10 protein-coding genes and 1 pseudogene are annotated in these 15399 nt (G+C 33.4%); 5 read left to right on the forward strand and 6 right to left on the reverse strand.

What is annotated here, in order from left to right:
• Positions 1 to 53: 53 nt before the first annotated feature.
• A complete protein-coding gene (locus IE051_RS07775) occupies positions 54 to 848 on the forward strand; it encodes a BTB/POZ domain-containing protein (protein ID WP_189360217.1) in 795 nt (264 codons plus the stop codon).
• 277 nt (positions 849 to 1125) lie between these two features.
• Here the strand turns inward: IE051_RS07775 and argS (IE051_RS07780) are convergent.
• Positions 1126 to 1698 (reverse strand): annotated as a pseudogene (gene argS, locus IE051_RS07780) (arginine--tRNA ligase domain-containing protein); the annotation flags it as partial.
• A 303-nt stretch (positions 1699 to 2001) separates the two neighbouring features.
• On the opposite strand from argS (IE051_RS07780), the gene IE051_RS07785 reads away from it, so the two are divergent.
• Genes IE051_RS07785 through IE051_RS07795 form a run of 3 tightly spaced genes read left to right on the forward strand, consistent with a single transcriptional unit; the run spans position 2002 to position 6094 of the window.
• On the forward strand, positions 2002 to 3642 hold the full coding sequence (locus tag IE051_RS07785; RefSeq protein WP_189360218.1) for a DUF1800 domain-containing protein: 1641 nt from the start codon (positions 2002 to 2004) through the stop codon (positions 3640 to 3642).
• A gap of 11 nt (positions 3643 to 3653) precedes the next feature.
• Positions 3654 to 5282, forward strand: coding sequence for a DUF1501 domain-containing protein (locus IE051_RS07790; protein ID WP_189360219.1), 1629 nt, complete (start codon positions 3654 to 3656; stop codon positions 5280 to 5282).
• Between the two features lie 47 nt (positions 5283 to 5329).
• Positions 5330 to 6094, forward strand: a complete 765-nt coding sequence (locus tag IE051_RS07795; RefSeq protein ID WP_189360220.1) for a hypothetical protein — start codon at positions 5330 to 5332, stop codon at positions 6092 to 6094.
• A gap of 14 nt (positions 6095 to 6108) precedes the next feature.
• Here the strand turns inward: IE051_RS07795 and argS (IE051_RS07800) are convergent, their stop codons facing one another.
• A complete protein-coding gene (argS, locus tag IE051_RS07800; RefSeq protein WP_189360221.1) occupies positions 6109 to 7887 on the reverse strand; it encodes an arginine--tRNA ligase in 1779 nt (592 codons plus the stop codon).
• Positions 7888 to 8265: 378 nt separating this feature from the next.
• Between argS (IE051_RS07800) and IE051_RS07805 the strand changes: the two genes are divergently transcribed.
• Positions 8266 to 10335, forward strand: coding sequence for a tetratricopeptide repeat-containing sensor histidine kinase (locus tag IE051_RS07805; RefSeq protein ID WP_189360222.1), 2070 nt, complete (start codon positions 8266 to 8268; stop codon positions 10333 to 10335).
• A gap of 15 nt (positions 10336 to 10350) precedes the next feature.
• On the opposite strand, the gene ctlX is transcribed toward IE051_RS07805, so the two are convergent.
• From ctlX to eno, 4 genes are all read right to left on the reverse strand, one after another.
• The gene (gene ctlX / locus IE051_RS07810) at positions 10351 to 11286 is read right to left on the reverse strand and encodes a citrulline utilization hydrolase CtlX (RefSeq protein ID WP_189360223.1); all 936 of its coding nucleotides are present in this window, start codon (positions 11284 to 11286) and stop codon (positions 10351 to 10353) included.
• A 176-nt stretch (positions 11287 to 11462) separates the two neighbouring features.
• The gene (locus IE051_RS07815; RefSeq protein ID WP_189360224.1) at positions 11463 to 12377 is read right to left on the reverse strand and encodes a dimethylarginine dimethylaminohydrolase family protein; all 915 of its coding nucleotides are present in this window, start codon (positions 12375 to 12377) and stop codon (positions 11463 to 11465) included.
• 138 nt (positions 12378 to 12515) lie between these two features.
• Positions 12516 to 13802, reverse strand: a complete 1287-nt coding sequence (locus tag IE051_RS07820; protein WP_189360225.1) for a citrate synthase — start codon at positions 13800 to 13802, stop codon at positions 12516 to 12518.
• Between the two features lie 176 nt (positions 13803 to 13978).
• A complete protein-coding gene (gene eno, locus IE051_RS07825) occupies positions 13979 to 15271 on the reverse strand; it encodes a phosphopyruvate hydratase (RefSeq protein ID WP_189360226.1) in 1293 nt (430 codons plus the stop codon).
• Between the last annotated feature and the right edge of the window lie 128 nt (positions 15272 to 15399).

Here is a 15399-nt window from a genome sequence, read left to right on the forward strand (position 1 = left end):
AGTATATTTAATGTAAGTAATAGCTTTTTCCTTAAATTTTAGAATTACCTTTTATGTCCATACTAAAAAAAATAAATAGTGTATTAACTGAGTTTTCTCAAATAAATACATGGATTTTAAAAGGTTCAAGCGGTTCTTCTGAGGAGTCCATAGAAATTGTTTTTATCGGAAACGAAAAACAAAAAAATTATATTGCCCAAATTGTTTTTAATTCTGAATGCGAACACCAATTTCTTGGTAAACATTCTTTGTGGTCACTTTACTTTTTTCTAAATAAGTCAAAAAACAAGTTTGATATGGTTTTCATAGAAGGGCATATTTTTCATAAGGTTTTTTTTAAGAGACGAAAAGACTTTTTTGTTCCGATGTGGTTAACAAGTACAGTAAATCTCCCTTTAAAACCAACAAGTAGATCTGCAAAGGACGATATGAGGCGGATTAGAAAAAATAATCTCAGCTACGAGGTTGCTAATTCAATTGAAAAGTGTCATCATTTTTATTATTCTATGTATTTGCCAACAGTTCAATCAAGGCATGAGGAAAGAACCATTCCAATGAATTATGAAAGTATGATAGATAAAATTAAGAATCATGAAGGAATACTACTCATGATTAAAATGGAAAATAAGGATATCGCAGGTATTGTAATTCTAATGCAGGACGATACCCCTAGATTATGGTCTTCTGGTATATTGCATGGCGACACTTCATATTGGAAATACGGCGCTATTGCTGCAACATATTTCTTCTCATCTGATTATTTAACTAAAAAAGGTTATAACACAATGAACATGGGATTATCACGAGCATTTATCTCGGATGGTGTATTACAATACAAAAAAAATTAGGTTCTAAATTTGTCAATCAAGGCAGAAGAGGTTTTATTATACGAACCAATACCCTTTCAGAACATGTTCAGTATTTTTTTATAAATAACCCGTTTGCTCAACTAGATAAAAAGGAACTAAAAGGCGCGATATTTACCGATGAACATAAACTGAGTACAGGCCAAATAAAAAGATACGATTCAGAGTGGAACCTTAGCTCTTTTGCTGAGTGCAGTATATTCAGAATTAATAATTCAGAACCCTATTTTAAGAAAACGTATAATTTATAACAGGTAAATTACATTCTTTCAGGAACTTCAATTCCCAATAAACCAAACGCATTTTTAATTGTATTTGCTACAGTATTTGACAAATGCACCCTAAAGGATTTTTCGATGGCGTTATCAGCGCCTAAAATTGAAACATTTTGATAAAAAGAGTTAAAGGCCTTAACCAATGCCTTCTTTTCAGATTCAGAATAACCATCCAGTTTCCCTAGTTCTTCTGAAATATCTTCGGCTGTGGTAGACATATCCTCAATTAAATCATCAGCATCAACCATAGTAACCTCTCTACTTTTCATTTTTCCACTAGGTAAATCCACCATAACATAGCTTAAATGATATAAATTATCAGCCCTAGTGAATCCAAGTTTTTTCAAAATTAAAAACAACACTTGAAAATGGTAATCTTGTTCATTACCTAGAGTATATAGCATACCTCCAACATCCGGGTAGTCTTTTATTCTCTGAATAGCGGTACCATCAGCACGCTGAACAATCTTTTTATCTAAACCTTCATCTGTTAAATCACACCAAACTGAACCATCTTCTTCTTTTTCAAAAACACCAGTTTTCAACCCTTCAGTTATTTAATTGATTTTTTTCGATTACAAGTATCTAGTTTACATTACCCATAGGACTTAGTTAACCTATAAAACTAATATCACTCTATTCTATATTTTTTATTCAAAGTTCCTACCATAATTTGCGAATTGAAAATGAAAAAACCACAATTGAAATCTAATTTATTGTTTTTTTAATATTGTAAGTCATAACTTACTAAAATCTATGAAATACCATTTTTACCGATTAAAAGCTTGTTTTTTTCGAAAAACCAAGTATTTTAGCAACTCGATTTTTTCTTTTTTTTACTTTACTCAGAAAAACAAAATATGGCATCTCTTAATCCACTTAGTTCAAATTTAGATTTGCGAAAGGCAAAACACCTACTCAGACGTGCTAGTTTTACGTATACTAAGGAGCAGATAGATACTTTTGTGGGTATGCCTGCCATAGCTGCTGTAAATAGTTTGACACAAGCGTCTGCCAATGCATTATCAGCACCATACGATCCATTACCAGGCGATAATCCTGATGGGTTTTGGACCTTTTCACCTGAACTCCCAAATTCTTTTGAAGGGCAAGGCAGAAAACGAGCACAAGTAACTGCTTGGTGGTGGCATAATGCTATGCAACAAACAACGCTTAAACACAAACTATCTTTCTTCATGCACACAAGCTTTGTCGTTGGAAAGGATACGGGAGTAGGTTCAGCCACTTACTTTTTTGATCATATCAATTTATTAGATTTTTATGCTCTAGGAAATATTAAAACTTTAGCAAAAAAAATCACATTAGATAACGGGATGCTGGATTATCTAGATAACACACAAAACAATAAGAATAATCCAAATGAAAATTATGCTCGCGAATATTTAGAGCTTTTCACTGTTTTAAAGGGCGAACAAATTGGACCAGATAATTATACCAATTATACCGAATCTGATATACAACAAGCTGCAAAAGTGTTTTCTGGTATAAAAAAACGTCCTGAAAGAACGGATATTGATACAGACACTAATATACCCATGGGGTATATAAATGTAAATCAACACGACACTGATGATAAAATATTCAGCTCTGCATTTGGGAATCAAGTAATTTCTGGAAAAGACACAGAACTTGGCATATTGGATGAATTAGAAGATTTTGTTGAAATGGTTTTTGCTCAACCAGAAACAGCCAAAGCCTATTGTAGAAAACTCTATAGATATTTTGTAAAAAGTCACTGGAATGAACAAGTAGAAACAGATATCATTACACCTCTAGCCGAAATTCTTATAGCCAATGATTATGAGATATTACCAGTTGTAACTACACTACTTTCTAGTGAACATTTTTATGATACCGATGACAGTAATGCTACCGATAATATTATTGGTGGCATCATAAAGAGTCCATTGCAATTACTCTCAGAAGTATGTTCAATGTTTGAAGTTGAATATCCCGACCCTACCAATAATGCCTTATTTTATTATAGAAATTTCTTTCATTATTTTATACATAACAAATATTTCCCTGCTGCAGGGATGGAATTTTTCAATCCTGATGAAGTAGCTGGCTACCCTGCATACTATCAACAACCAGGTTTTGACAGAAATTGGTTTGGCTCAAACACCCTTATTGGCAGGTATAAACTTATTGAAAGCTTAATTGAAGGTAAAAACACGATTTCAGGAGGCAATATTTATGCGCATCTAGACGCTGTTACTTTTGTTAAAAATAAGATTGTAAATGCTGCAGATCCAAATTTACTAATTACTGAAATCGCCGACCTATTATATCCCGAGAGTATTGATGACGATAGAACAAATTACTTCAAAAGTTTTTTAATTGATGAAGGTTTTCCTGATTACTACTGGACCGGAACATGGAATAAGTATCTATCTAATAATGATGAGACTACTGTAAAAACCCGTTTAAATGCTCTAATTATTGCTATGATTAATGCAGCAGAATTTCAATTAATGTAAGCCTTGACAACATGAAAAGAAGACATTTTATAAAATTATCATCAGCTGCTACAGCTATTGCGCTTACACCTTTTGAATTACAAGCGGCAATGAAATCATTTATGCCTTATACGAGTTGTCCTGACATTTCAAATAGAAAGCTAGTACTCATCAATTTAGCGGGTGCTAATGATGGTTTAAATACTATTATACCCTTGAACCAATATGACATTTATAGCAATTTAAGACCTACGATAAAAGTACCAATTTCAGGTATAAATAAGTATATTACCTTAGATAGGACGTTACCGGATAACCAACAAATTGGTTTAAACCCAGCACTTACAGGACTTAAATCACTCTACGATAAAAGCTGGTTAAGAATCATGCAATCCGTGGGTTATCCTTCACAAAATAAAAGTCATTTTAAGTCTACCGATTTATATTTAACGGGAAACGACGGCAACAGTCTATTAAATGGAACAGATACAGGCTGGATGGGCCGTTTTATGGAATTGTACTATCCTGATTTGGTTGTAGAAAATTATCCGTTAGCCGTAGAAATTGGTTCAAACAAAACTTCTTTAGGCTTTCATGCTGAAGAAGCTCATGGGTTATCATTAAATATTACCGGACAGGATCCTGCCGGTTATTATTCTGTATTAAGTGGCTTAGGAGGCATGCCTCCTTTAAATATTCCAGATTCAGATTATGGCAACCAATTAGAGTATATAACGAATATTGATGCCGTTTCAAACACCTACGCTGAATCAATTTCTAAAGCTTTTAACTCCGGCAACAATGATGTAAGCTATCCAGATACAGATTTATCGAATCAGCTAAAAACTGTAGCACGTTTAATTAGTGGCGATTTAGGCTCAAAAGTATACATGGTTCGTATTTCTGGTTTTGACACCCATAATGAACAAGTACAAGGTGTTGGTGAAGCCATAGGAAAACATCACAGCCTGCTAACGGACTTATCAGGTAGCATGGAAGCCTTTATGAATGATTTAGAAAGTCAAAATCTAGCCGATGATGTCGTTGGCCTTACCTTTTCAGAATTTGGAAGAAAAGCTAAGGAGAATGGAAATCTTGGTACAGACCACGGAGAAATTGCCCCTATGTTTGTTTTTGGCAAGCCGGTTGCAGGAGGTGTTTCGGGTACAAATCCTAATTTAACTGAAGCTACAAGTTCCAACAACTATCAAATACAGACCGTACAATACGATTACAGACAAACGTTCGCAACCTTACTTCAAAATTATCTTGGTGCCGATAATGCTATTATTGACGCTACATTTTTTAATCATACTTTAAATGACAGTTTCGTTAATTTAAAGATAGAAGATATATTAAAATCTGAGTTTGATACATCAAAAGGATGTGTTGCAAACACAAACACCCCTTCAATAGATAATAAAAACTGGTTGGTTTACCCTAACCCGATAAGAGATATTGTTAATATTTCTGGCATTAATACCCCTGAATCTTTATCATTTAGAATATACAATGCATCGGGTGTTTTATTAATGAACAAAACAGAAACTGTAATTGATGGTAAAGTAACCCTCAATTTATTTAGTTTTAGTAGCGGTGTGTTTTTTTTTGAAATTCTATCTGGAGGCAGCAAAGAAATTCATAAAGTCATCAAAATATAGCTTGTTAATCAATAATTCCAAATTTGTCTACAATTGAAATAACGTTTATGAAAACAACAAAAAGCATTTGGACTTTACTCATTCTTACATTTATTGCATCTTCATGCCACTATGACTTAGATGACATAACCGAAAACATTCTTATTATAGATCCTAATGACGAAGAATACATTGAATATAAGTGGTGGATATTGACGCATAAAAGTTATGAAGCTCCAGGAATATATCTTTACAATGAAACTACAGAAACTATTGAATTAAAGCTTGATTTACCCAAGAATCTAGAATCACCTCATGCCTTGGCCTATGACGGTGAATCATTATGGATTGGAGGAAATGATGAGAATGAATCCATCTATGAACTTGACCCAGAAAATGGTGCAATTATATCTGAAATTAAAAATATACAAACGGAAGGCATTGCTTTGTTAAATGATCACTTATACTATTCTGATTACAAAATCATCAATAAAATAACAAAAGACGGAACCTCAGTTGAAGAAATATCTACACAAAACTCTTCATACAATATTCCCGATATAGCAATTGATGATAATAATTTATATTACTTACGGTATTCTGAAAAAGACCCTGTTATAAAAATAGGTTTATCAAATCGAAAAGAAAGCAAAATCAATCTAACCGAAAGCACAGGGACTTATTGTTTAACTGTTTCCGATAATGAAATAATCACAATAAATCCAATTAATGAAATCCTTCGATTTAACTTAGAAACAGGGGTATTCATCTCAAGGACACCAACCAATATAAAGGGTTGGATAACGGCAATCGCTCCCTATAACAACAAATAACAGGAGTTCACCGTTTACATTCTTTCAGGAACTTCAATTCCCAATAAACCAAATGCATTTTTAATTGTATTTGCGACAGTATTTGACAAATGCACCCTAAAGGATTTTTCGATGGCGTTATCAGCGCCTAAAATTGAAACGTTTTGATAAAACGAGTTAAAAGCCTTAACCAAGTCATAAGTATAATTGGCAATTAAAGCAGGACTATGATTATCGGCGGCATTTTGCACCACTTCTGGGAATAATTGAAGCTGCTTAATGAGCTCCTTTTCTTTTTCCTGCAACATTAAGCCATCAAAAGAAACAACTGTATTTAAGTCGGCTTTTCTTAAAATAGATTGTATCCTAGCATAGGTATATTGAATAAAGGGCCCTGTGTTACCCTGAAAATCAATAGATTCCTTCGGATCAAATAAGATGCGCTTTTTTGGATCTACTTTTAAAATATAATATTTTAAAGCTCCCAAACCAATTGTTTTGTAAAGGGCCTTCTTTTCAGATTCAGAATAGCCATCCAGTTTCCCTAATTCTTCTGAAATATCTTCGGCTGTGGTAGCCATATCCTCAATTAAATCATCAGCATCAACAACAGTACCCTCTCTACTTTTCATTTTTCCACTAGGTAGATCCACCATACCATAGCTTAAATGATATAAATTATCAGCCCAAGTGAATCCAAGTTTTTTCAAAATTAAAAACAACACTTGAAAATGGTAATCTTGCTCATTCCCCACAGTATATACCATACCTCCAACATCTGGGTAGTCTTTTATTCTCTGAATAGCGGTACCAATATCTTGGGTCATATAAACAGCAGTACCATCAGCACGCTGAACTATCTTTTTATCTAAACCTTCATCTGTTAAATCACACCAAACTGAACCATCTTCTTCTTTTTCAAAAACACCAGTTTTCAACCCTTCAGTTACAAATTCTTTTCCCAATAAATAGGTATCACTCTCATAATAAAGCACATCAAAATCAACGCCTAAATTTTTGTAAGTTTCACCAAAACCATCATACACCCAACCATTCATCTTTTTCCAGAGCTCTACCGTTTCTTGATCGCCTGCTTCCCATTTTAAAAGCATCTTTTGAGCTGCAATTAATAAAGGTGCATTCTTTTTAGCATCCGCTTCATTACTGCCTTGTTCTATTAAATCTTGAATCTGCTTTTTATATTCTTGATCAAATTTCACATAATAGTTACCTACCAATTTATCTCCTTTCAAACCTGTATTTTCAGGAGTTTCTCCATTGCCAAATATTTCCCAGGCTAACATACTTTTACAAATATGTATACCGCGATCATTTATAATTTGTGTTTTATACACTTTCTTTCCCGAAGCCTTCAATATTTCGGAAACACTATAACCTAAAAGATTATTTCTAACATGCCCTAAATGCAATGGTTTATTGGTGTTTGGTGAAGAATATTCAACCATTATTGCCTTATCGGCAGGGTCCGGACTTAAAAAACCGAAAGATTCATCCTCCTTAATCCCGTCAAAAAATGAAACATAATAAGCATCACTAATCTCAATATTTAAAAACCCTTTAACTACATTAAATGCCTTTACTTCTTCTACATGATCTACAAGATAATGACCAATAGCCTCCCCTATCTGAACAGGATTACCTTTAATAAAACGTAACATTGGAAAAACAACTACCGTAATATCTCCAGCAAACTCTTTTCTTGTAGCCTGAAATTCAACAGTTTCTAAATCAATATTGAATCCAGCTTTCACTGCTTGTTTTACGTCGTTGGTTAAGGTATCTAGAAGATTCATTTTTCTTGTTTTTAAAGGCTGCAAAGATATGAAGTTTTTTATGTTATTCTAATATTAACATAAAAGCTTAGACTTCTCAAGTGTCTGAAATTCAAGTCAATTTAATTACATACAAAAAACCTAAGAAACAAAGAAAATTTTTCTAAAAAAAAAGCCGTTTTTCTTTTATATTTGCCGTTAATCTATTCGTCTAATTTATTGGTATTAAACCCTAGAAATTAGATTTTGACTAGCCATTTTTTAATTTTGTATTGTTATTACTTCCATTACGTATGGAAAACTAAACAAACTAGAGTTACAACTTAATAAATACGTTCTATTTTCCCTCAAACTTAGAACCCCCCAAAGTTTTATTAAGTATTGTGACTTAAGCGTTTTATGAGGAAACTAATTACTTTATTAATTTTAGTGTCTATTTCCTTTGGATTCTCACAATCCAATGAGATAGATAGTCTTGCTTTGGAATTAGCTTTTCAAACTCAAGACTCCCTAAAAGTGGATACCTCATTAAAGCTCATAGAATCTCTATATGAAATTAACGACTACGATAGAGCAATAAAATACATTATAGAAATTGAAAAGCTCTCAAATGCAATTAGCTATAAAGACGGCATTGCTAAAACTATCTATTATAAATCCTTAATATACGGGCAGAAAGGCGATTACCTTAATGCGATAAGCGGCTTTCAGAAATCCAAAAGACTATTTACCTCCTTAAAAGACACTCTAGGTATCACAAGAATAAATAATAGCATAGGCTTGCTAGAAATAGAACGTGGTAATTTTAGCAAGGGGCTGAATTATTCATTATCTGCCATAAATGAATTGGAAAAAAGAGGTCTTAAAACAGAACTAAATAAAGCATACAGTAACTTAGCTAAAGCCTATTACAATATCGCATCCTTTGATAAAGCAATAGAATTCTACACAAAAGCCTTATTAGTCCAAGAAGAATTAAATGACTCCAAAGGAATATATGAGTCCAATAACAAATTGGCCGAATTGTATTCACGAAATAAGGAACACCGAAAGGCCATAGATTTTTACAGGAGAGTTTTAAGGAGTGAAGCATCCAATAGCGATGCTGTAAAAGGTTCTATTTTCACCAAATTGGGTGGTGAATATTTACAGTTTAATGATTATGATAACGCAAAAAAATATTTAATACGAGGTTATAACATAAGTATACGGACAAAAAACAAAGTTGATTTATTACCAGCCCTAAATTATCTAGGAGATTTAAACATAAAGGAAGGCAGATATACTATTGCTGAAAAACAGCTTCTTGAGGCTGGTAAAATAGCGAAGGAGCTTGGAAACGAAAGAGAGTTACTAAAACATTATGGGCTAATGAAGTCTTTAGATTCCATAAGAAACCGATATGATAGTGCTTTTATTTGGCAACGCCAATACTACGAATTGCGTAATCGTCTAAAGGAAAAAGAGTCAAAATTATTACCTAAATCAGTTGAACCTATAGAATTAAAACCCATTTTTGATGAGAACGCCAATCAGACAAACTCAGAACAAAAGCCTGAACCTTCTTCTGAGAGTGTCATTTCATCAAATAAGAAGCTTAACAATTTTAAGATTATTTTTTACGGTTTACTTGCTGCTCTAGCTATCGTATCAACGTTTCTAGTATTGATTTATTTGAAACGGAATAATAATATCAAGTACATGCAGCAACTTGAAGAGAAAAATGTCAAGATTGAATTGCAAAATGAAGCTTTCCTAGAACAAACTAAACATTTGGAAAACGTTAATAATGTCAAAGACAAACTGTTCTCCATTGTTTCTCATGATCTTAAAGACTCGCTTTCTTCTATTAATGGTTTTATTGATTTACTCAAGGACGGTTCACTTTCTAGAGAAGAATTTGACAACTTAATTCCGGAATTAAGTGAAAATGCAAATAATGCCTCGCTACTATTATTTAATTTGTTGAATTGGTCTAAGTCTCAAATGCAATCTTTGAAACCAAAACCAAGTTTATTTGATATTCAAGAAGTATTTGAAGACAAAGTAAAACTTGTAGAACAACGTATGGAAAACAAGGGCATTACACTAGTAAATCATTCCTTACGGGACTTTGCCTATGCCGACAGAAGTATGTTTGAAATAGTAATTCAGAACCTACTGGCTAATGCCTTAAAATTCTGTAAATCAGGTGACAAAATCACCATAGCAAATCATATAAGCAACGGAAGCTGTATAATAAGTGTGGCTGATACCGGTATTGGTATCTCTAAAGCTAACATCGACAAACTATTTAATAGCAGTTCTTATACTACAATGGGGACAAATAACGAAAAAGGTACGGGACTTGGCCTTTCCATTTGTAAGGAATTAGTTGACCTTAATAATGGTAAAATCTGGGTACAGAGCACGCCAGGAATAGGTAGTACGTTTTATGTACAACTGCCAAAATCAAGACCTTCTTCTTAAAATCCGTTTATTACCTTAAGACCTTGGTAAAAACACTTCTGCCATCATACAACGGGCACTACCCCCACCACAAGTTTCAATAGTTTTTAAATCGCTATACATAAGATTACTATGCTTTTCTAAAGCCTTAATTTGATCTGGTCTGAGTGAATTATAAGCTGCTTGACTCATAATTAAGTACGATTGATCGTTTACTCCTTTTACTTGCAACATATTACCAGCAAAATCATTAATTTGAGCTTCAGTGATAGCGATAATTTCCTTACCATCTTCCTTTAAATGTTTGATAATATTTTTACGTTCCTTTTTATCATCGATACTATCTAAACAAATAACGGCAAAAGTTTCACCTATACACATCATTACATTGGTATGATATATGGCTTTACGCGCACCATTTACGGTCTGATTTGCAGTAAATATCACTGGGCTATACTCAAAATCTTCACAAAACTCAATCAACAAATCTTCATCTGCCCGTGGCGATAAGGCACAATAGGCTTTTCTATTTACGCGATCTAAAATCAAGCTACCGGTACCTTCTAGGAAAACCTCCTCCTCTTCAGCATCGGTATAATCAATAATGTTATTAATAATAAATCCATTTTCCTCTAGAGCTACTAAAATATCCTCCCTTCGCTCTAAACGTCTGTTTTCAGCAAACATGGGATACAATCCAACATTGCCATTTGCATGGAAGGACACCCAGTTATTTGGAAAAATAGAATCAGGGGTATCGGCCTCCTTATTGTCATCTACCACCACAACTTGTACACCAATTTGTCTAAGTTTATTTACATATTCGTCAAACTCCCGTTGCGCGTGCGCATTAACAGTTTCCGGGGTAATATGTTTCAAGGCCTTTTGATAATAATTATTAACAGAAGTTTGCTCATTCATCCTAAAATTTACAGGACGAACCATTAAAACAGTATTAGTTACTTGTTGCATATTATTCAAATATTATTACTCTAAAGTCGCACAATTTAAATGAAAAAATAATTTTAAAAACGATAACAACTAAGCAAACTTCAAACCTAACTAATGCACATTCAAAAGGCTTAAAGACACAAAACTTATGCTTAGTCTGTTTTTTATTCTTTACTAAGTCATCTTAATTATATAAATCAATCCCTTATTAAGGGTAATGTCGTACATCTTAGCAAGCCTTCTTGTTTACCTATTTCAGCATAGGGTACCTCTTCAACAATAAACCCTTGTTTTTTAAGCCACGTATTCAATCTAGTGAAATTGCGCTCAGATATTATGACATCGTCTGATATAGAAAATACATTACTATACATTTGATACATTTCTTCCTTAGTAATTTCAAAGATATTTTCTTGTCCAAAAAAACGAACTAACCAATTATATTCATCGGTATTAAGGAATCCATTTTTATGTAAAATAGCTTTCCCTTTTCCTAACGGATTAAAACAACAATCTAAATGTAATGCATTTTCTCTGGGGTTAGTATTTGACTTGCGTAGTTCAAATGACTTAATTGTTTTATTGGGAAACAGTTCCTGAAGAGCAATTACGGCATCCATATTGGTTCTTGCCGTAATAAAATTTGAATAGTCTTCACCTGAATAAGTTCCAACAAAAACATAGTCATTCCAAGGCATTACATCTCCCCCCTCTACATGACACTCAGGAGGCAAAATAATACGTTTATCAGGGGCTACTTGATTCCAAATATAATCAATGGCGTGTACTTCTGCTTCTCTATGAGGTAAAATATTAGCCTCAATCATAATATCATCGATAACAAATGCGATATCCCTTGAAAAAATTTGGTTACAATCTTGAATAACCTCCGGGCGATATACTTTTACGTCATATTTTTCAAAAACGCGTTCAACCTCTGACATTTCGCGTATCATATCTACTTCCTGTGGATAGGTACCGGCTAGTATATGTTCAATGCTTTTAGGGTCGTAGCATGCTTCAACTTTAGGAGTTGGTCCGTTTTTTTCGGCAGTACCAAGCACTACTTCTCTTAAACGCGACACTTCATTATTTACATTTAATTTCAACATAAACAAATAACAATTAACAAAGTTATGAGGCATCAAAACTAATAATAATTAAATTATTCTTAGTAGATATTCGTTAAAAAAAGAAAAGTTTCATGAAAACTTCATGAAACTTAACAATTATTTAAAATATATTATTGCTTAGCGCTCTTCTACAGGAACAAATTTCCTTTCTGTTGCACCAATATATACTTGTCTCGGTCTTCCAATAGGCTCCTTACGTAAACGCATTTCTCTCCATTGCGCAATCCAACCAGGTAAACGACCTATTGCAAACATAACGGTGAACATTTCAGTTGGAATACCCATAGCCCTGTAAATAATTCCTGAATAAAAGTCTACATTAGGGTATAATTTTCTATCGACAAAATAAGGATCTTCTAAAGCTTCTTTTTCAAGTCCTTTTGCAATTTCCAAAATAGGATCATTGATACCTAAATCATGTAACACTTGATCAGCGGCCTTCTTGATTATTTTAGCACGTGGATCAAAATTCTTATATACACGATGTCCAAAGCCCATTAATCTAAAAGGATCACTTTTATCTTTAGCTTTTGCCATATATTTCTTAGTATCACCACCATCTTCTTGAATAGCTTGCAGCATTTCTAATACTGCTTGATTAGCCCCACCATGAAGTGGTCCCCATAAAGCGGAAATACCAGCCGATAATGACGCAAATAAACCAGCGTGAGAAGACCCTACAATTCTTACTGTTGATGTTGAACAGTTTTGCTCATGATCTGCATGCAGTATTAATAATTTATCTAAGGCATCAACTAAAACCGGGTTCTGTACATAACAACTGTTAGGTCTAGAAAACATCATCTTTAAAATATTCTCAACATAACCTAATGAGTTATCACCGTAATCTAAAGGCTGCCCTTGCTTTTTTCTCATGGTCCAAGCCACCAATACTGGCATCTTACCAAGAATTCTGACAACAGACTTATACATATCCGCTTCAGAATCTACATCTACTGAAGACGGATTAAAAGCAGTTAATGCGCTTGTTAAAGACGAAATAACACCCATTGGATGGGCTGCTTTAGGAAAAGCATCTAATATTTTTTTAATATCTTCATCTACAGCAGATTCTGCTTTAATATCGTCATGAAATTTATCATTCTGTTCTTTAGTAGGCAATTCTCCAAAAATCAATAAATAAGCTACTTCTAAGAAGTCAACTTTATCAGCTAAATCTTCAATTGCGTAACCGCGGTATCTCAAGATTCCTTTTTCTCCATCTAAGAAAGTGATTCCACTTTCACAAGAACCTGTGTTCTTAAAACCAGGATCAACTGTAATTACTCCGTTAGTGTTAGCTCTTAGTTTAGAAATATCAATTGCAACTTCATTTTCTGATCCCTTAACTACAGGGAATTCATATTTGTTACCATCAATTTCAATTGTAGCTGTATTTGCCATATGCTTTATTAATGAATTTATGTTTTTTTTGCGGTTCGCTAAATTACGAAATATCCACCTATTTTTAGTGATTTTACAGAATGATTTAATGAATTAACATATTATTATAAATGCAGCAAAAAAAAAAGCGATTATTAAAAAATAATCGCTTTTAGTTACAAAGTCTAATTTTGTCTTTATTTTATTTTAAAGGCATTTTCCTGCGGGAAGTAAGCAACCTCTCCAAGCTCTTCTTCTATACGAAGTAACTGATTGTATTTAGCCATACGATCACTTCGAGATGCCGAACCTGTTTTAATTTGACCACAGTTTAATGCTACTGCTAAATCTGCAATTGTATTATCTTCTGTTTCTCCAGAACGGTGAGACATTACAGTAGTATAACCAGCATTTTTAGCCATGTTTACAGCAGCTATCGTCTCAGTTAAAGATCCAATTTGGTTTACTTTAATAAGAATTGAGTTTGCAATACCTTCATCAATTCCTCTTGACAAACGTTCTACATTAGTCACAAATAAATCATCACCAACCAATTGAACTTTATCTCCAATTAATTCAGTAAGGTATTTAGTACCTTCCCAGTCATTTTCATCCATACCATCTTCAATAGAAATAATCGGGTATTTAGAAGCTAACTCAGCTAAGTATTCTGCTTGCTCCTTAGAAGTTCTGATCATACCTTTATCACCTTCAAACTTAGTGTAATCATACTTTCCGTCAACAAAGAATTCAGCTGAAGCACAATCTAAAGCAATCTTAACTTCGTCACCAAATTTATAACCGGCATTTCCAACAGCTTTTGCAATAGTATCTAAAGCATCTTCAGTTCCTCCAGGTAAGTTTGGAGCAAATCCTCCTTCATCACCAACTGCAGTACTTAAATCTCTATCGTGCAATACTTTTTTAAGGTTATGAAAAATTTCAGTACCCATTTGCATAGCATGAGTAAATGTTTTTGCCTTTACAGGCATAATCATAAACTCTTGAAATGCGATAGGCGCATCAGAGTGAGACCCACCATTAATGATGTTCATCATTGGTACTGGAAGTGTATTTGCAGAAACACCACCTACATATCTGTATAATGGCATATTCAATTCATTAGCAGCTGCCTTAGCTACTGCTAATGACACCCCTAATATAGCATTAGCTCCAAGTTTTGATTTATTTGGCGTTCCATCCAAATCAATCATCATTTTATCTATAAGGTTTTGTTCAAAAATAGAAACCCCTAATAACTCTTCAGCAATTAACGTGTTAACATTTTCTACTGCTTTTAAAACACCTTTACCCATATAAGTATCTCCACCATCGCGTAATTCAACAGCCTCATGTTCTCCTGTTGAAGCTCCTGATGGCACAGCAGCTCTTCCTAATATATTATTTTCAGTTACTACATCAACTTCAACAGTTGGATTCCCTCTTGAATCTAGAATTTGTCTAGCGTGAACGTTAATTATTACACTCATAATTGGTTTATTTTAAATCTTTTATATTATTCCAAATTTACGGCTAAATCTTGTTTGTTTTTAGATGTTTCTGAAGAAATTAACAAAAGGTCATCTATAACGTTTTAGTTCAACAACACCTCGAAATT

Origin of the sequence: Algibacter mikhailovii (assembly GCF_014651495.1) — a bacterium.
Taxonomy (GTDB): Bacteria; Bacteroidota; Bacteroidia; order Flavobacteriales; family Flavobacteriaceae; genus Algibacter_E; species Algibacter_E mikhailovii.